Source organism: Variovorax soli NBRC 106424, assembly GCF_001591385.1.
GTDB lineage: Bacteria > Pseudomonadota > Gammaproteobacteria > Burkholderiales > Burkholderiaceae_C > Variovorax > Variovorax soli.
The window spans coordinates 15,531-37,026 of record NZ_BCUU01000038.1; the positions used below are offsets into that span (position 1 = coordinate 15,531).

General features: G+C 68.9%; 23 protein-coding genes. 1 reads left to right on the forward strand and 22 read right to left on the reverse strand.

The genetic code is table 11. From position 1 onward, the window contains the following. Nucleotides 1–6: 6 nt before the first annotated feature. The 9 genes from VSO01S_RS13075 to VSO01S_RS13115 are packed head-to-tail and all read right to left on the reverse strand — an operon-like array spanning nt 7 to nt 8,517. Nucleotides 7–1,050 carry an ABC transporter substrate-binding protein gene (locus tag VSO01S_RS13075; protein WP_084241851.1) on the reverse strand — a complete coding sequence of 348 codons (1,044 nt, stop codon included), beginning with the start codon at nt 1,048–1,050 and terminating at the stop codon, nt 7–9. A 35-nt stretch (nt 1,051–1,085) separates the two neighbouring features. Next, a complete protein-coding gene (locus VSO01S_RS13080) occupies nt 1,086–1,505 on the reverse strand; it encodes a DUF3830 family protein (RefSeq protein WP_068643041.1) in 420 nt (139 codons plus the stop codon). After that, nucleotides 1,502–2,287, reverse strand: a complete 786-nt coding sequence (locus tag VSO01S_RS13085; RefSeq protein WP_068643043.1) for an ABC transporter permease — start codon at nt 2,285–2,287, stop codon at nt 1,502–1,504. The genes VSO01S_RS13080 and VSO01S_RS13085 overlap by 4 nt, the downstream gene beginning before the upstream one ends. Further along, on the reverse strand, nt 2,284–3,186 hold the full coding sequence (locus VSO01S_RS13090) for an ABC transporter ATP-binding protein (RefSeq protein ID WP_068643045.1): 903 nt from the start codon (nt 3,184–3,186) through the stop codon (nt 2,284–2,286). The genes VSO01S_RS13085 and VSO01S_RS13090 overlap by 4 nt, the downstream gene beginning before the upstream one ends. Beyond that, nucleotides 3,183–4,322, reverse strand: a complete 1,140-nt coding sequence (gene atzD, locus VSO01S_RS13095) for a cyanuric acid amidohydrolase (protein ID WP_068643047.1) — start codon at nt 4,320–4,322, stop codon at nt 3,183–3,185. The genes VSO01S_RS13090 and atzD overlap by 4 nt, the downstream gene beginning before the upstream one ends. Continuing rightward, on the reverse strand, nt 4,319–5,788 hold the full coding sequence (gene allB / locus VSO01S_RS13100; RefSeq protein WP_068643049.1) for an allantoinase AllB: 1,470 nt from the start codon (nt 5,786–5,788) through the stop codon (nt 4,319–4,321). The genes atzD and allB overlap by 4 nt, the downstream gene beginning before the upstream one ends. Before the next feature lie 14 nt (nt 5,789–5,802). Continuing rightward, nucleotides 5,803–6,594 (reverse strand): SDR family NAD(P)-dependent oxidoreductase, encoded by a 792-nt coding sequence (locus tag VSO01S_RS13105; RefSeq protein ID WP_068643051.1) that lies wholly within the window; start codon nt 6,592–6,594, stop codon nt 5,803–5,805. Nucleotides 6,595–6,634: 40 nt separating this feature from the next. Next, nucleotides 6,635–7,690 carry an ABC transporter substrate-binding protein gene (locus VSO01S_RS13110; protein WP_068643053.1) on the reverse strand — a complete coding sequence of 352 codons (1,056 nt, stop codon included), beginning with the start codon at nt 7,688–7,690 and terminating at the stop codon, nt 6,635–6,637. Further along, nucleotides 7,687–8,517 (reverse strand): cysteine hydrolase family protein, encoded by an 831-nt coding sequence (locus tag VSO01S_RS13115; RefSeq protein ID WP_068643089.1) that lies wholly within the window; start codon nt 8,515–8,517, stop codon nt 7,687–7,689. The genes VSO01S_RS13110 and VSO01S_RS13115 overlap by 4 nt, the downstream gene beginning before the upstream one ends. A 151-nt stretch (nt 8,518–8,668) precedes the next feature. Here VSO01S_RS13115 and VSO01S_RS13120 point away from each other — a divergent pair, with 151 nt between their 5' ends. Next, nucleotides 8,669–9,568: a LysR family transcriptional regulator gene (locus VSO01S_RS13120; RefSeq protein ID WP_068643055.1), complete on the forward strand. Its 900-nt coding sequence runs from the start codon at nt 8,669–8,671 to the stop codon at nt 9,566–9,568. Between the two features lie 11 nt (nt 9,569–9,579). Here the strand turns inward: VSO01S_RS13120 and VSO01S_RS13125 are convergent, their stop codons facing one another. The 13 genes from VSO01S_RS13125 to VSO01S_RS13185 all read right to left on the reverse strand — a co-directional run bounded on the left by VSO01S_RS13125 (nt 9,580) and on the right by VSO01S_RS13185 (nt 21,494). Continuing rightward, nucleotides 9,580–10,314 carry a GntR family transcriptional regulator gene (locus tag VSO01S_RS13125; protein ID WP_068643093.1) on the reverse strand — a complete coding sequence of 245 codons (735 nt, stop codon included), beginning with the start codon at nt 10,312–10,314 and terminating at the stop codon, nt 9,580–9,582. A 9-nt stretch (nt 10,315–10,323) separates the two neighbouring features. Next, the gene (locus VSO01S_RS13130; protein ID WP_174544730.1) at nt 10,324–11,010 is read right to left on the reverse strand and encodes a cysteine hydrolase family protein; all 687 of its coding nucleotides are present in this window, start codon (nt 11,008–11,010) and stop codon (nt 10,324–10,326) included. Between the two features lie 10 nt (nt 11,011–11,020). Next, nucleotides 11,021–12,628: an ABC transporter ATP-binding protein gene (locus VSO01S_RS13135; protein WP_068643057.1), complete on the reverse strand. Its 1,608-nt coding sequence runs from the start codon at nt 12,626–12,628 to the stop codon at nt 11,021–11,023. Continuing rightward, nucleotides 12,625–13,326 carry a biuret amidohydrolase gene (biuH, locus tag VSO01S_RS13140; RefSeq protein WP_068643058.1) on the reverse strand — a complete coding sequence of 234 codons (702 nt, stop codon included), beginning with the start codon at nt 13,324–13,326 and terminating at the stop codon, nt 12,625–12,627. The genes VSO01S_RS13135 and biuH overlap by 4 nt, the downstream gene beginning before the upstream one ends. A gap of 160 nt (nt 13,327–13,486) precedes the next feature. Further along, nucleotides 13,487–14,407, reverse strand: a complete 921-nt coding sequence (locus tag VSO01S_RS13145) for an ABC transporter permease (RefSeq protein WP_068643060.1) — start codon at nt 14,405–14,407, stop codon at nt 13,487–13,489. Next, on the reverse strand, nt 14,404–15,477 hold the full coding sequence (locus tag VSO01S_RS13150) for an ABC transporter permease (protein WP_068643062.1): 1,074 nt from the start codon (nt 15,475–15,477) through the stop codon (nt 14,404–14,406). Before VSO01S_RS13150 ends, VSO01S_RS13145 begins: the two co-directional genes overlap by 4 nt. Before the next feature lie 19 nt (nt 15,478–15,496). Beyond that, nucleotides 15,497–16,612 (reverse strand): BMP family ABC transporter substrate-binding protein, encoded by a 1,116-nt coding sequence (locus VSO01S_RS13155; RefSeq protein ID WP_068643064.1) that lies wholly within the window; start codon nt 16,610–16,612, stop codon nt 15,497–15,499. 117 nt (nt 16,613–16,729) lie between these two features. Then, nucleotides 16,730–17,119, reverse strand: a complete 390-nt coding sequence (gene hpxZ / locus VSO01S_RS13160; RefSeq protein WP_068643066.1) for an oxalurate catabolism protein HpxZ — start codon at nt 17,117–17,119, stop codon at nt 16,730–16,732. Between the two features lie 14 nt (nt 17,120–17,133). Beyond that, nucleotides 17,134–18,597, reverse strand: a complete 1,464-nt coding sequence (locus VSO01S_RS13165) for an AtzE family amidohydrolase (RefSeq protein ID WP_068643068.1) — start codon at nt 18,595–18,597, stop codon at nt 17,134–17,136. Next, entirely contained in the window at nt 18,594–18,812 is a 219-nt protein-coding gene (locus VSO01S_RS13170) for an AtzG-like protein (protein WP_068643069.1), read from the reverse strand. The genes VSO01S_RS13165 and VSO01S_RS13170 overlap by 4 nt, the downstream gene beginning before the upstream one ends. Next, nucleotides 18,809–19,639, reverse strand: a complete 831-nt coding sequence (locus VSO01S_RS13175) for an ABC transporter ATP-binding protein (protein WP_068643071.1) — start codon at nt 19,637–19,639, stop codon at nt 18,809–18,811. The genes VSO01S_RS13170 and VSO01S_RS13175 overlap by 4 nt, the downstream gene beginning before the upstream one ends. Further along, a complete protein-coding gene (locus tag VSO01S_RS13180; protein ID WP_068643095.1) occupies nt 19,636–20,475 on the reverse strand; it encodes an ABC transporter permease in 840 nt (279 codons plus the stop codon). Before VSO01S_RS13180 ends, VSO01S_RS13175 begins: the two co-directional genes overlap by 4 nt. Nucleotides 20,476–20,477: 2 nt before the next feature. After that, nucleotides 20,478–21,494 carry an ABC transporter substrate-binding protein gene (locus VSO01S_RS13185; protein WP_068643073.1) on the reverse strand — a complete coding sequence of 339 codons (1,017 nt, stop codon included), beginning with the start codon at nt 21,492–21,494 and terminating at the stop codon, nt 20,478–20,480. Between the last annotated feature and the right edge of the window lie 2 nt (nt 21,495–21,496).

Here is a 21,496-nt window from a genome sequence, read left to right on the forward strand (position 1 = left end):
CAATGCTCAGGCCAAGGCCGCCTTGCGCTCGGCCAGCGACGGCAGGAAGCGCCGGTCGAACACCTCCTGCGGCGCCGGCGCACGCGGTAACGAAAAGGCCTGCTGCAGCTGGGCCATGGCACGGCCCATGCGCTCGTCATCGACATCGCCCAGGCCGCGCACCCCGACTTCGGGCGTGAGGATCACCGTGCGCTGCGCATACAGCAGGCGGCGCTTTTCGAGCGCCACGTCCAGCAAGGGCTCGCGCGCCTTCAACGCGGCCATCGCGGCGCCCGGGTCGGCCAGCGTGTCACGCACGGCCCGATGAATGGCGCGCACCAGGCCGGCCACCGCCTCGGGCCGTTCGCGCAGGAAGCTGCGCGACACCAGCACGCCGTTGCCATACAGGTCCACCCCGTGGTCGGCGTAGTGGAACCAGCGGATGTCGCGGTCGGGGTCCACGCCCTGCGCCACCAGGTTCATGTAGCTGGTGACCGAGAACACGGCCGAGCCTTCCACATGGTCCTTGAGCAGCATCTGCTCCTGCAGGTTGGGCGCCATGTTCATCCATTGCACCTTGGCGGCGTCGATGCCGGCCCGCGCGGCCACCACGGGAAACATCTTCGCGGCGGCACCCCCTGCAGGCGAGCCGAGGGTGCGTCCCTCCAGGTCGCGCATGCTGCGAACCGGGCTGGACGCTTTCACGATCAAGGCATACGGCGCGCGGTTGTAGAGCATGTAGACCATCACCGGCGCCTCGCCGGGCCGGGTGGCCGCCATCTGCGCAATGGCATTGACGTCGCCGAATCCGGTCTGGTAGCCACCGGCCATGACCTTGGTGACACTGGCCGCCGAGCCTTCGCCCTGGTCGATGGTCACGTCCAGCTTCTCGGCGGCGAAATAGCCGCGCGAGAGCGCGAGCTGGAACCAGCCATGCACGCCCTGCAGTTTCCAGTCGAGCACGAAGCGCACCGGCGTCGGGCCGTCGGCGGCCCGCACCAGCGGCGAAGCAAGCACGGCGGCGCCGGCCAGGCCCCGCAGGATGTGGCGGCGGCCGATGGAGGATGTCATGGGAGTTTCCTTGGAAAGAGACCTGGGAAGAGATGTCACTCGGGTTCGAACAGCACGTCCTGCGCGCCTTCCCACAGCACCTTGGTGCCCAGCGCGCGCAGTTGCTCGCGCCCTTCGGTGATGGTGAGGAAGTGGTTGCCCGCCAGCTGCCCCAGCTTGCTGGAGAAGCTGCAGGCGCCGTAGGCGAGGATGATTTCCGTCTCGCTGTAGCCGCCGGGGTAGAACAGGATGTCGCCCACCGACGGATGGCTGGTGTGGTTCTCGAAGCCCACGCCGAGCTGGAACTCGCCCAGCGGCACCCAGACGCCCTCCCCGCTCCAGCGCACATGGATGAGCTTTTGCCGATAAGGCAGCAGCTTCTCGAAGGCGGCCACGGTCAGCGGCGCGTCGGGATGGGTTTCGGCCACGAAGTGCAGGCCGCCGGCGGTGATGTGGATGCGTTTGCTTGGGGTCATGCCATCACCATATCGTTCTTGCGCTGCGCCCAGCCGGTCATGCGGCGTTCCAGGAAGGCGGACACCGCATAGAGCAGCACACCCATCAGCGCCAGCAGGAACAGGCCCGCGAACACCATCGGCACATCGAAGTTGCCGCTGGCGATCATCATCACCGTGCCGATGCCCTTGTTGGCCGCCACCGTTTCGCTCAGCACGGTGCCCACGAAGGACAGCGTGATGGCGATCTTGAGCGAGGCGAACAGGTAAGGCAGCGTGCGCGGCAGGCCGACGTTCCACAGGATGTCGCGCTTGCGGGCGCCCAGCACGCGCAGTACGTCCTCCAGCTCCGGCTCGGTGCTGGCCAGCCCGGTGGCGACGTTGACGACCACCGGAAAGATGCTGATCACCATCGAGGTGAGGATGGCCGGCACGGTGCCCGCGCCGAACCACACGACGAACAGCGGCACCACCGCCACCTTCGGAATGCTGGAAAAACCCACCAGCAGCGGATAGGTCACGTCGTAGGCCAGCTTGGACGAGCCGATCAGCACGCCCAGCAGCACGCCCACGAGCACGCCGAGCGCGAAGCCGACGAAGGTCGTGTAGAGCGTCTGCAGCGTGTGCGGCCACAGGAGCGACATCTTCTGCACCAGCACCAGCGCGATCTGGCTGGGCCGCGGCAACACCAGGTCGGACACGCCGGTGGCCAGGCACACCAGCTCCCACAGCACGAAGAAGCCGACCAGTGCGCTGCCCGACAGCAGGCGCTGCCGCAGCTTGGGGGATGGCGCCGCGCTCATGCCACGGCCTCCCCGCGCGGGGCCGCCGACGCAAACACCGGCTCGTTGCCTGCGTCGGTACGCGATGCATCACCGTCGCTGCGCGCCTGGGCGATCCGCATGCGCAGCTGCTGCACCAGCGCCGCGAACTCGGGCGCATAGCTGCCTTCCAGCGTGCGGGGGCGGGCGAAGCCGACATCGCGCGTTTCGAGAATGCGGCCCGGCCGTGCGCTCATGACGCAGATGCGATTGGCCAGATAAGCCGACTCGCGCAGATCGTGCGTCACCAGCAGCACGGTGGGGCGGCGCTCCATCCAGAGCTTCTGCATGATGTCCCAAAGCTCCTCGCGGGTGAACTGGTCCAGCGCGCCGAAGGGCTCGTCCAGCAGCAACAGCTCGGGCTCGTGCACCAGCGCGCGGCACAGCGATGCGCGCTGCAGCATGCCGCCCGACAGCTGCCAGGGCCGCTTGTCGCCAAAGCCTCGCAGGCCGACCTGGGCCAGCAGGGCGTCGGCGCGCTCGGCATACTCGCCGCGCTTCTTCTGCCGCCATTCGCTGCGGAAGGGCTGCACCACCTTCAGCGGAATCATCACGTTCTCGCGGATCGTCAGCCAGGGCAGCATGGTCGGGTTCTGGAAGGCCAGGCCGATGCGAAGGCGCGGCGCGTCCGATGCGTGGCGCCCGTCGGGCGGCTGCACGCCGGCCGCGCCCACTTCGCGGCCACCGGCGATCACGGCGCCGGCGCTGGGCCGCAGGAGCCCGGCCACCAGCTTGAGGATGGTCGACTTGCCGCAGCCGCTGGGCCCCACCAGCGCGACGAAGTCCCCCTTGGCAATGCCCAGCGTGGTGTGGTCCAGCGCGATGGTGCCGCCGCCATAGCGCAGCATCACGTCGGACAACTGGATGAAGTCTTGTGTCATGAGGTCCTCTCGTATTCGTCCGCGCGCACGATGGCGGCCACCGGCCCGCCGCCGGCCGGCCCCTGGTGCTCGGCGCCGCCCGACACATACAGCGCCGTGTTTCCGGCCAGCGAGGCCAGCACGCCGCCGACCACGGCGCGTGCGTGGCGCGTGGCATGGATGTCCGAGTCGTTGAGCATGGTGTGGCGCACATCGCGCACGCGGCCGTCCGGGCTGGCTTCTGCCTTGGCCAGCAGGTTGACCAGCCGCTTCGACAGCAACTTCGCATCCGCCTCGACGTCGAGCCCGAAGGCTTCGCGCAGCAGGCCGCGCACGCTGGCGGCATCAATGGCGTCCTGCATCACGGTGTGTGCGATGCGAAACGGCGAGGCGCTGGCGCGCGACTCGCCCAGGACGATGACCACATTGCCCTCCAACTCGATGCCCGCCGAGACAGAAGCCCGCGCCGAGAACAGGCCCCAGTCCGACAGCACGGCCGCATCTGCAATGCGTTCGCGCGCCACTTCGCCCAGCGCCGCGGCCACGCCCAGCGCCGAGGCGCCGCGCGAATAGCCCATCGACTCGTAGCTGTCGTGCGTGACGGGCGCCGCGCCCCGCGACAAGGTGGCCGACACCTTGGTGGAAGTCAGCAAGGGGCACTTGACCTGCACGAAGTGCACGTCGCTTGCGCCGTCGATGCCGGCATCGCGCATCGCCTCTTCCACCGCCTGCGCCGTGGCGTCGATCTGCGCGGCGCGGCCAATTTCTTCGGGCAGGAAGTCGCGCGTGTGCGCCACGCCCACCACCAGCCGCTTGCCTGCGTTGGCAGCGCCGTCGACCCAGCGTCGCGTGAACACAGTGAAATGCGGCGACAGCACACCTTCCGTGCCGCCGGACATCACCAGCGCCACGCGCCCATGCACCTCGTGCGGCGTGCAGCCCAGCGCCGGCGCCAGCAGCTGGCACCACGCCGACGCCGCGTATTCGCGCGTGAAGTCGTTGACGCAGCCATTGCCTTCGGTCTTGCCCATCACGGCCACGATGTCCTGGGGCACCAACTCGCCCGAATCGATCAGCGCCTGCACGCCGCGCAGGTCGCCCGGTCCGCTGCAGCCAATGCGCCACACGCCCACTTGCTGGACACGGCCCGCGCTCATGCACGGCTCCAATCGATTTCGCCCACGGGCGTGGCCGTTTCGGGCACGCCGGGCGGCGTGCGCAGGATGGCGCTGCTGTAGTGCTCGGTGTTGCGCGGCTTGGCCGTCGGCATGCGCTGCACGCTCTTCACGCTGCGGCCCCAGCCGGCCATGTCCTGCACCAGGCGGCCTTCGCGCATCACGAATCGGCCGCGCAGCAGCGTGTGCACCGGGTAGCCCTGCACCGCGCGTCCGTTCCACGGCGAGATCTTGCTGATGCTCTGCAGCTTGTTCTGCGAGAGCACGCCGGTCCGGCTCATGTCGACGAATGCGATGTCGGCATGCGCGCCGGGCGCGATCACGCCCTTGGTGCCGTACAGGCCCCAGGCCTTGGCCGGGTTGACCGCGCTCCAGCGCACGTAGTCCATGAGGCTGGCGCGACCTCGATTCACTTCCGTGAGCATCAGCGGCATCTGCGTCTCCACGCCCGGGAAGCCGCAGTCGCATTCCCAGATGTTGGGACGCGTCTTCTCTTCCGGCGCGTGCGGCGCGTGGTCGGTGGCGATCATGTCCAGCGTGCCATCCATCAGCGCATTCCACAGCGGCTGGTTGTGGCGCGGCTCGCGGATGGGCGGGTTCAGCCGCATCACGCCGCCGAGCGTGCGCATGTGGTCGGTGTTGAGCAGCAGGTATTGCGGGCAGGTCTCGGCCGTCACGTCCACGCCGCGCGCACGCGCCTCGCGAAGCAGATAGAGCGAATCGGCCGCGCTGTGATGCGCGATGTGCACGCGCGCGCCGGTCCATTCGGCCAGCGTCAGAACGCGGCCGATGGCCTCGATCTCGGCCACCGCGGGCCGCGCCGCCAGGTGCGCCATGGCGTCGATGCGCCCGGCCGCCTGCATCTGCTTTTGCCTGCGCTGCAGGATGGATGAGTTCTCGGCATGCACCACGGTGCGGATGCCCAGCGGCGCCAGCGTCTCGAAGCCTTCGAGCAGCGCGCCGTCGGTGGGGGCCGGCAGGTTGCCGAAGGTGTTGCCGACAAAGGCCTTGAAGCTGGTCACGCCGCCTTCCAGCAACTCTTCCAGCCGGTCGATCGTGTCGTCGCCCAGCAGTCCGTGGATGCCGAAGTCCACGTACGAGGCCTCGGCCGCCTTCTGCTTGATGCGAAGCGCCTCGATGGTGCCGGTGGCAGGATTGGTGTTGGGCATCTCGAACACCGTGGTCACGCCGCCCAGCGCGGCGGCGGCCGAGCCGGTCTTCCAGGTTTCCTTGTGCGGGTAGCCCGGATCGCGGAAGTGCACGTGGCTGTCGATGGCACCGGGCAGCAGGTACAGGCCGTCTGCGCGCAGTTCCTCGCGCGCGGGCGGCATGGTGTCGTCGTGGCCCACCGCCACGATCTGTTCGCCGGCCACCGCCACGGCGGCAGGCACGATGCGGTCCGGCGACACCACCTGGGCACCGCGGATGACGAGGTCGACTTCCTTCATGGCGCGCCTCCCGTTCACAGCGCGGCCCAACCGCCATCGACCGGCAGGTCCACGCCGGTGATCTGGCGCGAGACCTCGCTGGCCATGAACAGGCACGCATGGGCCACGTCCGCATCGGTGGACACGCGGCGCAACGCGTAGTCGGCCGCATGGCGCTGCATCGCATCTTCCAGCGTGATGCCCAGCTTGCTGGCCATGTTGGCGCACACCTTCTCGCGAAAGCGCGGGCCGTCGACCATGCCCGGCGCCACGCAGTTGACGTTGATGCCGTAGGGGCCCGCCTCCAGCGCAAAGCTCTTGGTGATGCCGCGCAGCCCCCACTTGGAAGCCGAATACGCCATGCGCCCGGCACGGCCGCGCATGCCGAAGGTGCCGCCCACGTTCACCACCTTGCCGCTGCGGCGCTCGATCATCGAGGGCAGCACGGCGTGCATGGTGTTGAAGCAGCCCTTCATGTTCAGCTGCACGATCTCGTCGAATTCCTCGGCCGTGGTTTCCCAACCCGTCTTGCCGATGGGGCCCGAGCCGCCGGCCACGTTGACCAGCACGTCGATGCGGCCGAACACGTCGAGCGCCCGCGCGGCCAGCGCTTCGGTCTGCGCGCTCTGCGTGAGGTCGCAGGGCACCACGATGACTTCGACGTCCAGCGCGCGCGCCTGCTGCGCCACCGGCTCGATGGCCGCGGTATCTCGCCCGGCCAGCACCAGCCTGGCGCCTTCTTTTGCAAAGGCCAGCGTCACCGCGCTGCCCATGCCCTTGGCGGGGCCGGTGATGAGCACCACTTTGTCCTTGAGTTGGAGATCCATGTTCGTCTTTCGCTTGTCTGTCTGTTTGAAGGCGTGGGGTTCAGGGCTGGATGAGGCTGGAGGGGCGCTGCGCGCGCGGCGGCAGGAAGCTGCGGTCGAACACTTCGCCCACGGCGGGCGTGCGCGGCAGCTGGTTGGCGTCGGCCACGATGTCGATGCCGCGCTTCATGCGCGCCTCGTCGATGTCGCCCAGGCCGATGCGGGCGATCTCGGGGTGGCTCATGTCGTTGCGCAGGGTGGCCAGCAGTTTTTCCTTCTCGACGTCGCGCTTGAGCAGCGGCTCGCGCTTCATGACCGCATCGACGCCGGCATCCGGATTGGCGATCACGTCGGCAATGGCGCGGTTGAGCGCCTTGACGAAGCCGCGCACGGCTTCGGGCTTGTCCTTGGCGAAGCTGCGCGAGAAGAACACGGTGTTGGAATACAGGTCCATGCCGTGGTCGCCGTAGCGGATGAAGCGCAGGTCCTTGGCCGGGTCCAGGCCCATCGCCTTGGCGCTGAAGGTGACGGTGGTCACGTAGCCGAAGGCGGCGTCGATCTGGCCGCGCGAGAGCATCTGCTCGCGCAGGTTGGGTGCCATGTTGGTGATGCTCACCTTGGACGCATCGACCTTGGCGATCTTGGCGAAGGCCGGGAAGAGCTTGAGCGCGCCGTCGTTGGCCGGGCCGCCCACCGTCCTGCCTTCCAGGTCCTTGGGCGTGCGGATCGGGCTGTCGCTCTTGACCACCAGCGTGAAGGGCGGCGTGTTGTAGAGCATGAAGACGCCCACCGGGGCCTCGTCCGGGCGCTTGGCGGCCAGGTCGATGAGCGCGTTGCTGTCGCCAAAGCCAGCCTGGTAGGCGCCGGCCGCCACCTTCGGGATGGAGGCTGCGGAGCCTTCGCCCTGGTCGATGGTCACGTCCAGCCCCTCGGCCTTGAAGTAGCCCTTGTCCTGGGCGAGGAAGAACCAGGCTTGCGCCCCTTCGTATTTCCAGTTGAGCACCATGCGGATGGAGGTCTGCGCGCTGGCGACGCTGCCGGACAAGGCGAGCACGCCGGCGCCGATCACAAAGGCCGTTCGGCGATGGACGCGAGGAAAGAAGCGGAGCATGTTCATCTGGAACTCCTGGTGTTGCGTTGGGAAGAAGGAAGTGCGCTCGTCAATGCATCTGCCCGGGCCACGAAGCCATGCAGCGTCTCGACGAGAAAGTGGATGCCGCGCGTCACATGCGCGGGCGACGGCGTGCTGCATGCGTCTTCCAGCAGCACGCAGTCGTAGCCAAGGAAGGCCGCGTCCTGCAGCGTCGAGAACACGCAGCGGTCGGTGTTGATGCCGGCGAAGAAGAGCGTGCCGATGCCCTGCTGGCGCAGCAGGCTGTCCAGCTCGTTGTCCCAGAAGCCGCTCAGGCGGTGCTTGTGCACCGTGATGTCCTCGGGCAGCACCTTCAGTTCATCGACCACCCGGGCGCCCCACTCACCCTGCACCAGCGCGGGCCCGTGGTCGATGGGCGAGCGCTCGGCATAGCCCACGCCTTCGGCGCTGCGCTTGCCCTTGAAATGAATCGTCGGGCTCAGGTTGCGCGCATCGGCGCGAATGCCCCAGTTGACCCACACCACCGGCGCTTGGGCCGCACGCCAGGCATCAAGCAATCGGGCGATGACGGGAATGGGCTTGCGCGCCGCCTTCACGCCCAGGCCCTTCTGGCCGAACCAGCCTTCGGGGTGGCAGAAGTCGTTCTGCATGTCTACCACCAGCAGCGCGCTGCGCGCCAGGTCGAATTCGATGGCCTGGGGGCGCGCCTCGATGCGCACCGGCCTGGGGCGCTTCGGTGTGCGCACCAGGCTCAGGCCCTGGTCGTCGAGGGTCCAGGCGTTGTGCGGCGCGGGGCCGAAACGCATGGGCTGATCGACTTTGGTGCGCCGGGCGGCGGTCTTGCGGTTCATGCGCAGCAAGCACGCAGTCAACGTGCCAGAAGCCGCTCCGAATTCGTACCGTTTGACGTACTGTGCGTTGCCGTTTCGGCAACGCTGGCGCTCACGACGCTGGCCCGCTTCATGCAGCTGGCGCGTCATCCGGATTCACAGGTCACGAGGCATGAACCATCTACGCTTCCTGCGCTATGCCGACGAGGTGGCGCGCGCGGGCTCCATCCGCCAGGCCGCCGAACGGCTGCACGTGGCGCCCTCGGCGGTGAACCGCCGCATCCAGGACATCGAGGAGGAGCTGGGCACGCCGATCTTCGAGCGGCTGCCGCGCGGCATGCGCCTGACCACCGCCGGCGAGCTGTTCATGCGCTACGTGCGCGGCCGCGCGGCCGAGCTGGATCAGGTGCGCTCCGAGATCGAGGAGCTCAAGGGCCTGCGCCGGGGCACGGTGCGGGTGGTGGCCAGCCAGGCGCTCGCACCGCGCTTCCTGCCCCAGGCCATCCAGGCATTCCGGCAATCGCATCCGCTGGTGGCTTTCGATGTGCGGATCGGCGACCATGTGCAGGCCGCCGAGGCGCTGCGCAGCTTCGGCACCGACCTGGCGCTGGTCTTCAACCTCGAACCGGAAAGCGACATCGAGCGCAGCGCCTCGCTGGAGCAGCGCCTGGTGGCGCTCATGCACGCACAGCACCCGCTGGCGCGGCGCACAGGCGGCGGCCTGCGACTTCGCGACTGCGCCGACTACCCGCTGGTGCTGCCGAACCGCGACACCGGCGGCCGCCAGCTGCTGGAACGCTTTCTCTCCCGCAGCTCCATCCGGCTGGGGCCGATGGTGGAGAGCAACAGCTTCGAGTTCCTGCGCGGCTGCGTCTTCGACCAGCGCTCGATTTCATTCCAGATGGCCATCGGCGTCCTGCCCGACGAGCGTGACGTGGTGGCGCGGGAGATCGAAGACCGGGGCTTTCCGCGCGGCGAGCTGGTGCTGGCGAGCCTGCGCGGACGCCAGCTGCCCGTCATTGCCTACGCCTTCATGGAGTTCCTGCGCGAGCGCCTCGCGCAACTGGCCTGAGCGCGAACACCTCAGCGCCCCGACCCCACCGCGTGCCGCGCCATGTGCACCTGGTGCAGCGTGATCTTGCGCACCTCGGCCTGGCTGGTCTCGATGTGCGCGCGCAAGAGCATGGCGGCCTGGTCGCCCCGGTTGGCGCGGATGGCCTTGAGGATCTTGGCGTGTTCGTCGTAGGTGGTGTCGATGCGGCGCTGCACGGTGAAATCAAGGCGCCGGATGATGCGGATGCGGTCGGTCACGTCGCGGTGGATGCGGGCCATCTCGTTGTTGCCGGCGGCGGCCACCAGCGCGCAGTGGAATTCCTCGTCCCACTGGGCCACCTGGGCGGTGTCGGCGCTGCGCTGCGCGGCGGGCACCAGCCAGATGGCCGCCAGCTCGGCCAGCAGGCTGCGGTCCACCCGGTGGTCGGCCTCGCACAGGCGGTGCACGGCGGTGGTCTCCAGCACCATGCGCAGGTCGTACAGCTGCTCGAACTGGTCGAAGTCGAAGGGCAGCACGCGCCAGCCGCTTCTGAACAGCACCTCGACAAAGCCTTCCTGCTGCAGCCGGAACAGCGCCTGCCGCACCGGCGTGCGCGACACGTTCAGCCGCTCGCTGATCTCGTTCTCGGTGAAGCGGTCGCCTGGCACCAGGCGGAACTCGGCCACGTCGCGCTTGAGCTGCGCATACACCTCGTCCGCGCGCGTGCGGAACACGACGGATTCGGGCGACGAGGAAGAGCGAGAAGGTGAGCGGACGAGGGTCACGGGCAAATATTAGGCGTTTTGGGCCTTGCCCATGGCCGCCAGCAGGTGGGCGCTCGGGGCCGTCCACCCGACGATGCCGCCCTGGGCGCGCACCATCTCCAGCGTGGCTGTCTTGAACCGGGGAAAGTAGCTTTCGGTGCAGTCTTCCAGCAGCAGGCAGTCGTAGCCCCGGTCGTTGGCCTCGCGCATGCTGGTTTGCACGCACACCTCGGTGGTCACGCCCATGAAGAGCAGTTTGCGAATCGCACGCTCCTGCAGCCTGGCCTGCAGCGGCGTGGCATAGAAGGCGCCCTTGCCGGGCTTGTCGATCACGATTTCCAGCGCCGCAGGCTTGAGCGCATCGATGATCTGGTTGCCCGGCTCGCCCTGCACGAGGATGCGGCCCATGGGCCCGAGGTCGCCGATGCGCAGCAGCGGGTTGCCGCGGTTGCGCTTGGCAGGCGGGCAGTCGGCGAGGTCGGGCCGGTGCGACTCGCGCGTGTGCACCACCAGGCCGCCGGCTTGGCGCCAGGCCGTCAGCACGGCCTGGCAGGCCGGCACGATGGCCGCGAGCAGCGCCACGTCGTTGCCCAGGCTCTCGCCGAAACCGCCCGGCTCGATGAAGTCGCGCTGCATGTCGATGATGACCAGCGCCGTGCGCTCCACCTCGCACTCGAAGCCGAAGGGCTGGGCGTCGAACTGCAGCTTTCTTGTCATGGGCCGGGCCTCAGGCAGCGTGTTGATAAGGCGGATGGGCGTGGCCGTGCTCGCCGCCGCCCATGTGCGACCCCAGCACGTGGCGCTCGGCGCCCGCCGCGGGTGTTTCGAACACGATGCGGCCTTCGCTCATCACGACGATGCGGTCGGCCAGCCCCAGCAGTTCGTCCAGGTCTTCGCTGATGAGCAGCACCGCGCCGCCGCGCGCGCGCACGTCCAGGATGCGCGCGTGGATTTCCGCCACCGCCGCGAAATCCAGGCCGAACACCGGATTGGCCGCGATCAGCACCGCGATCTCGCCGGCCAGCTCGCGTGCCAGCACAGCCCGCTGGACGTTGCCGCCCGACAGGCTGCGGATGGGCGCATCCTCGCCCTGGGTCTTCACGCCGTATTCGCGAATCCATTCGCGCGCGCGGCTGCGCCAGGCAGGAAAGCGCAGCACGCCCCGGGCCGCCAGCGGCGGCGCGTCGAAGTCGCGCAGCGCCATGTTCTCGGCCACGCTGAGGTCGCCCACGCAGGCGTTGCGCAGCGGCTCCTCGGGCAGGCTGCGCACCTTCAGCGCCCGGTTTTCTTCCCGGCGTGCGTGATAGGGCTTGCCGTTGACATGCACCAGCCCGCCCAGCCGCGCGCGCTGGCCCACCAGCGCCTCCACCAGTTCGCGCTGGCCGTTGCCGGAGACGCCGGCCACGCCCAGGATTTCGCCCGCGCGCACCTGCAGGCTCAGGTCGTGCACGGCCAGCGTGCCCCGGTCGCCCAGGGCGCGCAGCCCCTCGACCTGCAAGGCATTCGGCGCGGTGGCCGATACAGGCGTGCGCGGGATGCGCGCCGAGGCGGCCTCGGCCGCCACCTGCGGCGAGCCTGCGGCCTCGCCCATCATCGCGGCGGCCAGCTGCGCCGGCTGCGTGCTGGCCACGCTGCAGTGGTGCACGGCCTTGCCGCGGCGCAGCACGGTCACGTCGTCGGCGTACTGCATCACCTCGCGGAACTTGTGGGTGATGAGGAGCACGCTGCACAGCCCGCTTCGGGCGAACTCGCGCACATGGCCCAGCACTTCATCGGCCTCCTGGGGCGTGAGCACCGAGGTGGGCTCGTCGAGGATGAGCAGGCGGGGCTGGAGGTACAGCTGCTTGAGCAGCTCGAGCTTCTGCTTTTCGCCGGCGGCCATGTCCGCGGGGCGCGCGTCCAGGTCCAGGCTGAAGGGCGTGGTCGCGAGAAAGTCCTGGAGCTCGGCGCGCTGGGTCTTCCAGTCGATCACGGCCGGCGTGCGGCCGCCGGCCAGCAGCAGGTTCTCGGCCACCGTCATGCCCGGCGCCAGCGTGAAGTGCTGGTAGACCATGCCGATGCCCAGGGCGCGCGCGACGATGGGGTTGGCAATGCTCTGCTCGCGCCCGTCGATGAGGATGCTGCCCTCCTCCGCCACCTGGAAGCCCGCCACGCATTTCACCAGCGTGCTCTTGCCGGCGCCGTTTTCGCCCAGCAGTGCATGCACGCTGCCCGGCTCCACGCGCATGGTCACATGGTCCAGCGCCGTGAAGGCGCCAAAGCGCTTGGTGAGCTCGTAGGTGTCCAGCGCCAGTGCGCCAGTCTCGCGCGGCTGCGGGTCGAGCGGCGCGATCATGCGGATGCCTCCAGCGCGGCGATGAGCGCGTGCGAGCTGGCATGCGCGCCGAACACGCCGCCTTGCATGGTGATCATCTTCAGCGCCGCCAGGTGGTTGCCGTGGTCGGTGGCGGCCGTGCAATCGGACAGCAGCAGGCATTCATAGCCGCGGTCGTTGGCGTCGCGCATCGTGGTGTGCACGCACACGTCGGTGGTGATGCCGGTGAGGATCAGGTTCTCGATGCCGCGCGTGCGCAGCACCAGGTCCAGGTCGGTGGCATAGAACGAGCCCTTGCCCGGCTTGTCGATGACGACTTCGTCCGGCAGGGGCGCGAGCGACGGAATGATTTCCCACCCCGGCTCGCCACGCACCAGGATGCGGCCGCACGGCCCCGCGTCGCCAATGCCGACGCCGCCTGAGCCGATCTGCCGCGAGCGCCAGCGCTTGTTGGCCGGCAGGTCCGCCAGGTCGGGCCGGTGGCCTTCGCGCGTGTGGATGACGTGAAAGCCCTGGGCGCGCATCACCTCCAGCAGCCCGCGGATGGGTTCAATGGGCGCCTGCGTGAGGGACAGGTCGTAGCCCATCACGTCCACGTAGCCGCCCTTGCCGCAGAAATCGGTCTGCATGTCGATCACGATCAGCGCCGTGTTGTCGGGCCGCAGCGCGCCGTTGTAGGGCCAGGGGTAGGGGTTGGCGTCGACGAAGCGTTCGGTCATGTCAATGGTCCATTGCAACGCGCGCCACCAACGCCGCATGAAATCGGCGCGTCCGAGCCGGGAAACACCGCGGAACTGGCTCTGCCAGGCCGCTGGTGTTGCCCCCTTGAGGGGGTGCAGAAGCCACACGAAGTGGGCAAGGCTGGGGGGAGCTTTCATGCTAGCGTGCGGAAGAGAGTTCGCCCGGGCTGCCCGCGGCCACCTCGCCCGGCTTGCAGCTCAGGTACAGGATCGCCAGCGTGAGCACATAGGGCACGGTGTTGAACAGGTGGTAGCCCCAGCCGATGCCCACCGACTGCAGCGCCGGCCCGATGGCGCCCGCGCCGCCGAACAGCAGCGCCGCGCCCACGCAGCGCAGGGGGCTCCAGCGCGCGAAGATCACCAGCGCCACCGCGATCAGGCCCTGGCCGCTGCTGATGCCCTCGTTCCAGCTGCCCGGATAGAAGAGCGTGAGCGACGCGCCGCCCAGGCCCGCGATGAAGCCGCCCGCCGTGGTGGCCGCGATGCGGATGCCCGACACCGAGTAGCCCAGCGCCCGCGCCGCGCTCGACGAATCCCCCGCCAGCCGCACCAGCAGGCCGAAACGCGTGCGCGCAAAGCCCCACGCCATGAGCAGCGCCAGCACCACGCCAACCGGCACCAGCGCATTGACCTGCAGCGCCGCGCGCACGGCCGCGTTGCTGCTCCAGTCGCCCAGCGCAATGGCCGGAATCTGCGGCGCCTGCGGCTGGATCAGCGGCTTGCCCAGGTAGAAGGCCAGCCCCATGCCCAGCAGCATGAGCGCGATGCCGGTGGCCACGTCGTTCACCCGATCGATGGAACACAAGAGGCCATGCAGCAGCGCCAGCAGCGCCCCGGCACTCGCGCCGATGAGCACGCCCAGCCAGGGCGAGCCCGTCAGGTAGGCGCCGCCGAACGAGGCCATGGCCGAGAGCACCAGCACGCCTTCCAGGCCCAGGTTGATGCGGCCCGACTTCTCGGTGAGGCATTCGCCCAGGCTCACGAAGAGAAAGGGCGCGCCCACGCGCAGTGCGCCGCCGACGATGCCGGCGATCAAGGCGATCCACTGGTCGGCGGTCATGTCGGCATCTTCGGCACCAGGCGCAGCTGCTGCAGCTGCCGGGCGCCGAAGCCTTTCCAGTCGAGCGTGCGCAGCCCTTCGCTGGCCAGGATGAGCACGAAGGCGATGCCCTGCAGCACCAGCACCGAGGCGTCGGGCAGGCCCAGGCGCCGCTGCAGCATGCTGCCGGCCGCGCCGAAGCCGCCGAAGAGAATGGCCACCGGAATGATGGCCAGCGGGTTGTGCCGCGCGATGAAGGCGACCAGGATGCCGGCATAGCCGTAGCCCGCGATCAGCGAGGCATTGGCATTGGTGTGCACCGCCGCCACCTCGATGGCGCCAGCCAGGCCCGCGCAGGCGCCGCCGATGGCACAGGCGCCGACGATCAGCTTGCCGGCGGGCAGCCCCACCAGCTGGGCGGTGCGCGGGTTGCCGCCCACCACCCGCACCGAGAAGCCCGACGGCGTGGCGCGCAGCCAGAAGCCCAGCGCGATGCAGGCGAGTACGCCGATCACCAGGCCCCAGTGCACATCCGAGCCGGCGATGCCGCCGATGAGCAGGCCCGCGTCCAGCGAGTAGGTCGACGGCTTGTTCAGGCTGGCCGGGTCGCGCAGCGCGCCTTCCACCAGGTGCTTGAAGATGCCGATGGCGATGTAGGCCAGCAGCAGGCTGCTGATGGTCTCGTTGATGCCGCGGTGCTGGCGCAGCCAGCCTGCCAGCGCGATCCAGGCGGCGCCCACGACGGCGCCGGCCAGGCACACCACCAGGCTGCCGAGCATGTTGAAAGGCAGTGGCACCGCGTGCGCCACGGCCGCGGCGGCCAGGCCGCCCAGCACCAGCGCGCCCTCGCCGCCGATCACCACCAGCCCCGCGCGCGCCGGAATGGCCACGCACAGCGCGGTGAGCATCAGTGGTGCCGCGCGCTGCAGCGTGTTCTGCCAGGAGAACCAGTCGCCGAAGGCGCCCTTGAACAGAATGAACCACACCTCGAGCGGACTCACGCCGGTGAAGGACACCAGCAGGCCGAACAGCAGCAGCGCCGCCGCGATGGCCAGCACGGGCAGGGCGAATTCACGCAACGAATCACGCATCGGATGCCTCGCCTCGCGCCTACAGCGTGCCGACAACCCCTTCGACGAGGTAGTTCATCTTCTCAAGCTCCACGTCGGTCTGCCTGAAGGACTTGCCGGCGGGCACGACCACCGCGCCCTTGTTGTCCTTCAGCCCGCCCTTGAAGATGTCGAAGCTGCCGGCCACCATCCTGGCCTTGATGTCCTCGGCCTGCTTGCGCGCGCCCTCGGGCACCATCGCGCCGTAGGGCGACATCTTCACGTAGCCTTCCTTCAGGCCGCCGCGCAGGAAGTTGGGATGCGGCTTGCCGGCCTGTGCGGCTTCCAGGATCGTCTTGTAGGCGGTGATCCAGTTCCACTCGGCACCGGTGAGGTAGGCGTTGGGCGCGAGCTTGGCCTGGCTGGCGTGGTAGCCGCACACCATCTTGCCGCGCTTGGCCGCCGTCTCCACGATGACCTTGGGCCCGTCCACGTGCATGGTGAACACATCCACGCCCTGGTCGGCCAGGCTGTTGGTGGCTTCGGCCTCCTTCACGGGCATGGACCAGTCGCCGGTGAAGATGGCGGCGGTGGTCATGGACGGATCGACCGAGCGCGCACCCAGCGTGAAGGCGTTGATGTTGCGCAGCACCTGCGGAATCGGCTTGGCCGCGATGAAGCCGATCTTCTTGGACTTGCTCATGTGCCCGGCGATCACGCCGTTGAGGTACTGGCACTCGTCGATGTAGCCGAAGAAGCTGCCCACGTTCTTGGGCTTGCCCTCGGACCACAGGCCGCCGCAATGGGCGAAGCGCACGTCGGGGTTCTTGGGCGCCAGCGCCAGGATGTGCGGGTCGAAGTAGCCGAACGACGTGGGAAAGAGCAGCTTGGCGCCGTCCTGCGAAATCATGCCCGTCATGGTCTTCTGCACGGCCGCCGTCTCGGGCACGTTTTCTTCCTCGACCAGCTTCACGCCCGGCAGCTTCCTGAGTTCGGCCGCGGCCATGGCATGCGCCTGGTTGTAGCCATAGTCGTCGCGCGGGCCGACGTAGATCACGCCCACCGTGAGCGGATTGGCCTGGGCCTGCGCCAGAGCGCTCCAGCCGCCGAGGGTTCCCACCGCGCCCAGCGCGGCCAGGGACTTCATGGAATCGCGACGATTGACCTTGATCTGCATGGTGCTCTCCGGACTAGGTTGGCTGACGGATCGATCTTGGATACAAGACTGGATGCATAAAGCGTGCCGAAAAAAGTGCTCCTTTTGGCGGGCCCCGCGCATCAAGCCGGTGCGGATTCAGGCGATGAGGCTCACATGCGCGGCCACCACGCGCCAACCTTGCGCAGTGCGCGCCCAGGTCTGGGTCTGGCGGCCGTCGCGGTTGCCGCCCACACGGCGGAACTCGATGGCGGTGTGGGCGAAGTCGCGCCCGTAGGTGGTGATGGCGGTGCGCAGCACCTCGCGCGCCAGCCCTTGCGCCGGGCGGGCCGCGCGAAAGGCCTGGATGGCCTCGTAGCCGTACAGGTTCTCGGTGGCGCCGTAGCGCAGCGTGTGCGGGCTGGCCCAGAACAGTTCGTCGAGCACCTCGACCTTGTTGTTCACCAGCGCGTCTTCATAACGGGCGAAGGCAGCCGTCACTTCGGCCAGCACGTCGGGCAGGTTGATGTCCTTGTCGGCGTCGATCATGGTCTTGCTCGTATTCAGAGTTGAGCCACCGGGGCGTGGGCCACGCCCGCGGCTTCCAGGGCGGCGGCCACGCGCAGCACCAGGTCTTCGCGCCAGGGCGCGGCGATCACCTGCACGCCGATGGGCAGCTTGGACGGCAAGGGCGCGGCGCGTTCGTCACCGCCCCACACCGGCACCGCGCACACCGGCAGGCCGATGCAGGAGATGGGTTGCGTCAGCACGCCCAGGTTGGGCCGCAACGGCAGGCGCTGCCCGTCGATGTCCAGGTGCTCGGTGCCGATGGGCGTGGCCGCGCAGGGCGTGGCGGGCGCCAGCAGCACGTCGAATCGATCGAACACCCGGGCCACGCGCTCGGCATAGAGCCGGCGCACGCGCTGCGCACGGGCCACCCAGGCGGCCGGCAGCAGGGTGCCGGCCAGGAAGCGGTCGCGCGACAGGGGCTCGAAGTCCTCGGGCCGCTTTCGCAGGTCGGGCAGATGCAAGGCCGCGCCTTCCGAATTGGTGATGAGGAAGGCGGCGGCGCGGCCGGCCTGCACCATGGGCAGCTCGACCGTCTCGCTGGCGCCGAGCGCGGCGGCGGCCCGGTCGACCACCGCCAGCGCCTCGGGCAGGGCGCGCGCGCGGAAGTAGCCGCCCAGCACGCCGATGCGCAAGCCCCGCAGGCTGTGCGCCCCTTGCACGAGCAGTGGTGCCACCGGCTCGGCGGCGCGCTGCAGGCAACCTGGATCGCGCGCCTCGCCCGTCTCCGGGCCTTGCATCGCGTCGTAGGCCAACGCCAGGTCGCGCACCGAGCGGGCAAACGGCCCCAGGTGGTCGAGGCTGGAAACAAAGGGATAGCTGCCGGTGCGCGGCAAGCGGCCGAAGGTGGGCTTGAGGCCGAACACGCCGCACAGCGAGGCCGGCACGCGGATCGAGCCGTTGGTGTCCGATCCGAGCGTGAGCGGCACCTGCCCCGCCGCCACGGCCGCACCCGAGCCGCCGGACGAACCGCCGGCGATGCGCGTCAGGTCATGCGGATTGCGCGCCGGGCCTTCGTGGCTGTTTTCGGTGGTGAAGCCGTAGGCGTACTCGTCCATGTTGAGGGCGCCCACCAGCACGGCGCCGGCGGCTTCCAGGCGCTGCACCAGCGCCGCATCCGCCTTGGCGGGCGGGCTGTCGCGTTCGATCTTCGAGCCGGCCAGCGTCGGCACGCCCTCGATGTCGAACAGGTTCTTCACCGCGAAGGGCACGCCCAGCAGCGGCAACGCACGCAGCGCCTGCGCCTGTTCGCCGCCGGCCGCCAGCTGCGCATCGAGCGCGGCGGCGCGCTGCAGCGCCCGCTGCTGCGTGCGCTCGGTGAAGGCGTTGACGCGGCCATCGGTGGCCTCGATGCGCGCCAGGCTGGCCTGCACCAGCGCACCGGCACTCACCGAGCCGGCGCGAACCGACTCGGCCATGGCGGCGGCGCTCTTGCGCAGCAGATCGGCAGCGGCGTTCATGCCTGCGCCTTGTGGCCGGCAGGCACCGGCACGAAATTGACGGCCGGCTCGACATGCGGGTCCAGCGCCGCCGCATCGAGCAGGGCAGCCATGTCGGCGGCCAGCTGGAAGTAGCGCAGCACGCCCTCGCGGTGCTCGGGGCGCAGCTTCAGGTCCAGCGCGGCAGCACTGGCATCCACATAGGCTTCGATCTGCGCCGGCGTCATGCGCGTCATCGCCGCACCTCGCGCTGGAAGATCTCGAGGCTGCGCTTCTTGGTGCGGACAAAGCTGGGTTCGCTCAGCGTCTCCACCGTGCGCGGCCGCGCATCGCCGTAGGGCAGGATCTCGGCCACCCGCGTGGGCCGCTTGGTGAGCAGCAGCACCTGGTCGGCCAGGTACACCGCCTCTTCCAGGTCGTGCGAAACCAGCAGCATGGTGGTGCCGGTCTGCATGAACACTTCCTGCAGCTTCTCGCGAATGAACAGCGTCATCTCGAAGTCGAGCGCGGAGAAGGGCTCGTCGAGGAAGAGCACCTCCGGCTCGGGCGCCAGCGCGCGCATGATCGACGCCGTCTGCTGCTGCCCGCCCGAGAGCTCGTACGGATAGCGCCTGAGGTCGAACTTCACATCGAAGGACGCCACCAGCTCTTCCATGCGCCGGTCCACCTGCGCCTTGCTGCGGCCCTCGAGCTTGAGCGGGTAGGCGATGTTGTCGATGGTGCGCATCCACGGGAACATCGCCTCGCGGTAGTTCTGGAAGACGTAGCCGATCTTGGTGTCCTTGAGCGCCTTGCCGTCGAACAGGATCTCGCCCGAATCGATGGGAATGAGCCCCGCGATCATGTTGATCAGCGTGCTCTTGCCGCAGCCGTTGGGCCCGAACACCGACACGATGCGGTTCTTCGGAATGTCCAGGTCGAAGTTCTCGTACAGCGGCCAGCCGGCGAAGTACTTGGTCAGCCCGCGGATGGTGATGTGCGTGCCCGCCGGCCCGGGCACGAAGGGCGCCTTGGGCACGTCGGCGTACACCGGGCCGTTGATGACGTTGTCGACGCTTCTCATCGTCCGCTCCAGTGCACGATCCGCCGTTCGGCGACAAGGAAGAGGATGTTCAGCGCATAGCCCAGCGCACCCGCCGCCAGGATGGAGGCGTACATGTCGCGCACATTCATCACCTGCTGCGAGTTGATGATGCGGTGGCCCAGGCCCGAGTCGGAGCCGATGAACATCTCGGCCACGATCACGATCACCAGCGCCATCGACACGGCCGAGCGCAGGCCCACGAAGGTGGGCTGCAGGCTTTCCCACACCAGCACGTCGCGAAAGATCTGCCAGCGCGAGGCACCCATCACCTTGGCCGCCATCACGCGCTGCTTGCGGGCGTTCATCACGCCGTAGGCGCTGTTGAACACCACGATGAGCAGCGCGCCGAAGGCGGCAATGGCCACCTTGTTGACGTCGCTCACGCCGAAGATCATGAGGAACAGCGGAATGAGCGCCGACGACGGCGTGGAGCGGAAGAAGTCGATCAGGAACTCGACGCTGCGGTACGCCTTCTCGTTGCTGCCCAGCAGCACGCCCAGCGGCACGCCCACGACGGCGGCGATGACAAAAGCCTGCAGCGTGCGCCACACCGTCACGGCGAAGTCGCCCAGCAGCGCCCCGCCGGCCAGGCCGGTGAGGAGCGTGGCGATGGTGTCCGCCGGCGGGGGCAGCAAGATGGCCTTGATGAGGCCCGAGCGCACCGCCAGGTCCCACACGATGAAGAGCACCACCGGCCCGATGAAAGGCAGCGCCTTGAGCCATGGCGAAGGACGCGGCGGCGTCGGTGCGCCGGCCGCGCTGGCGGCAGGCGGCTGCCAGGGCGCGGCGCCAGCCTGTTGTGCGGAGTCGGCCATGGTCATCCCTTGTAGAGCATGGAATCGACCATCAGGCGCGAGGAGAAGATGCCCTTCTCGGCGAACAGGTCGAAGAATTTCTGGAAGTACGCCACGTCGGCCGGCGTGAACTCGTTGTAGAGCGTGTAGGCGGCCAGCGGCACCTCACCGGTGAGCGGGCCTTCGATGGCGGTGTAGCCCTTGAGGTACTGGCGCGCCTCGGCCGGCTTGGTGCGCACGTACTGCACGCCTTGCGCATAGGCGCCGATGAACTTCTTCGCTGCCTCGGGGTTCTTCTTGATGAAAGCCGAGGTGAGCGAGGCCGAGCCGCCGAACCAGGGTGCCATCGGGTCGCCCAGCACGTACTTGGCAATGACGCCCGACTCCAGCACGCGGGTGGAGCCGTTGAGGCGGCCGATGGTGCCGGTGGGCTCCAGCGTGTAGCAGCCATCCACCTGGCCGGCCGCCAGCGCCGCCACGTGCTGGCCGATGGGCAGCTCCACCACCGTGGCACCGGTGGCGCCGCCGCGCTCCAGCACCGTCCTGGCCAGCGTCACGTTCTGGATACCGGGCCCGGAGGCCACGCGCTTTCCCTTGAGGTCGGCCATCGCCTTGGCCGTGCTTGAAGCCGGCACCAGCACCTGGTCGAGTACGTTCTTCGCGTTGCTGGGGTTGGAGCAGAAGATCTTGAAGCTGCCCGGCGCGGCGATCTCGCCGATGGCGATGTTGGCCGAGCCGGTGCCGTTGGCGCTGCCGTCGCAGCGGTCCGCCAGCATGGCCTCCATGATCTGCTGCGCACCGGCATAGCGCTGCACTTCCACGTCGATGCCGGCGGCCTTGAAGTAACCCTGCTCCACCGCAGCATAGAACGGCAGGCCGGCGGCGATCGGCCAGTAGCCCACGCGGATCCTGGCGGCGCCTTGTGCGCGGACGATGGCCGGTGCTGCGAGCACGGCGAGGCCGGCGGCACCCGCCTGCAGCAGTTGGCGGCGCGGCGTCGAGATGATGGAGGCGGCCTGGGGTTGCAGGGTGCGTTTCATGG

Coding starts and splice junctions, on each gene's coding strand:
- VSO01S_RS13105 (WP_068643051.1), bottom strand. CDS start 6,594: ATGGATCTCCAACTCAAGGACAAAGTGGTGCTCATCACCGGCCCCGCC.
- biuH (WP_068643058.1), bottom strand. CDS start 13,326: ATGACCGAACGCTTCGTCGACGCCAACCCCTACCCCTGGCCCTACAAC.
- VSO01S_RS13150 (WP_068643062.1), bottom strand. CDS start 15,477: ATGCGTGATTCGTTGCGTGAATTCGCCCTGCCCGTGCTGGCCATCGCG.
- VSO01S_RS13180 (WP_068643095.1), bottom strand. CDS start 20,475: ATGGCCGACTCCGCACAACAGGCTGGCGCCGCGCCCTGGCAGCCGCCT.
- hpxZ (WP_068643066.1), bottom strand. CDS start 17,119: ATGATCGACGCCGACAAGGACATCAACCTGCCCGACGTGCTGGCCGAA.
- VSO01S_RS13170 (WP_068643069.1), bottom strand. CDS start 18,812: ATGACGCGCATGACGCCGGCGCAGATCGAAGCCTATGTGGATGCCAGT.
- VSO01S_RS13185 (WP_068643073.1), bottom strand. CDS start 21,494: ATGAAACGCACCCTGCAACCCCAGGCCGCCTCCATCATCTCGACGCCG.
- VSO01S_RS13110 (WP_068643053.1), bottom strand. CDS start 7,690: ATGAACATGCTCCGCTTCTTTCCTCGCGTCCATCGCCGAACGGCCTTT.
- VSO01S_RS13135 (WP_068643057.1), bottom strand. CDS start 12,628: ATGATCGCGCCGCTCGACCCGCAGCCGCGCGAGACTGGCGCACTGGCG.
- VSO01S_RS13075 (WP_084241851.1), bottom strand. CDS start 1,050: ATGACATCCTCCATCGGCCGCCGCCACATCCTGCGGGGCCTGGCCGGC.
- VSO01S_RS13090 (WP_068643045.1), bottom strand. CDS start 3,186: ATGACACAAGACTTCATCCAGTTGTCCGACGTGATGCTGCGCTATGGC.
- VSO01S_RS13120 (WP_068643055.1), top strand. CDS start 8,669: ATGAACCATCTACGCTTCCTGCGCTATGCCGACGAGGTGGCGCGCGCG.
- VSO01S_RS13175 (WP_068643071.1), bottom strand. CDS start 19,639: ATGAGAAGCGTCGACAACGTCATCAACGGCCCGGTGTACGCCGACGTG.
- VSO01S_RS13165 (WP_068643068.1), bottom strand. CDS start 18,597: ATGAACGCCGCTGCCGATCTGCTGCGCAAGAGCGCCGCCGCCATGGCC.
- atzD (WP_068643047.1), bottom strand. CDS start 4,322: ATGAGCGCGGGCCGTGTCCAGCAAGTGGGCGTGTGGCGCATTGGCTGC.
- VSO01S_RS13085 (WP_068643043.1), bottom strand. CDS start 2,287: ATGAGCGCGGCGCCATCCCCCAAGCTGCGGCAGCGCCTGCTGTCGGGC.
- VSO01S_RS13115 (WP_068643089.1), bottom strand. CDS start 8,517: ATGAACCGCAAGACCGCCGCCCGGCGCACCAAAGTCGATCAGCCCATG.
- allB (WP_068643049.1), bottom strand. CDS start 5,788: ATGAAGGAAGTCGACCTCGTCATCCGCGGTGCCCAGGTGGTGTCGCCG.
- VSO01S_RS13145 (WP_068643060.1), bottom strand. CDS start 14,407: ATGACCGCCGACCAGTGGATCGCCTTGATCGCCGGCATCGTCGGCGGC.
- VSO01S_RS13155 (WP_068643064.1), bottom strand. CDS start 16,612: ATGCAGATCAAGGTCAATCGTCGCGATTCCATGAAGTCCCTGGCCGCG.
- VSO01S_RS13080 (WP_068643041.1), bottom strand. CDS start 1,505: ATGACCCCAAGCAAACGCATCCACATCACCGCCGGCGGCCTGCACTTC.
- VSO01S_RS13130 (WP_174544730.1), bottom strand. CDS start 11,010: ATGACAAGAAAGCTGCAGTTCGACGCCCAGCCCTTCGGCTTCGAGTGC.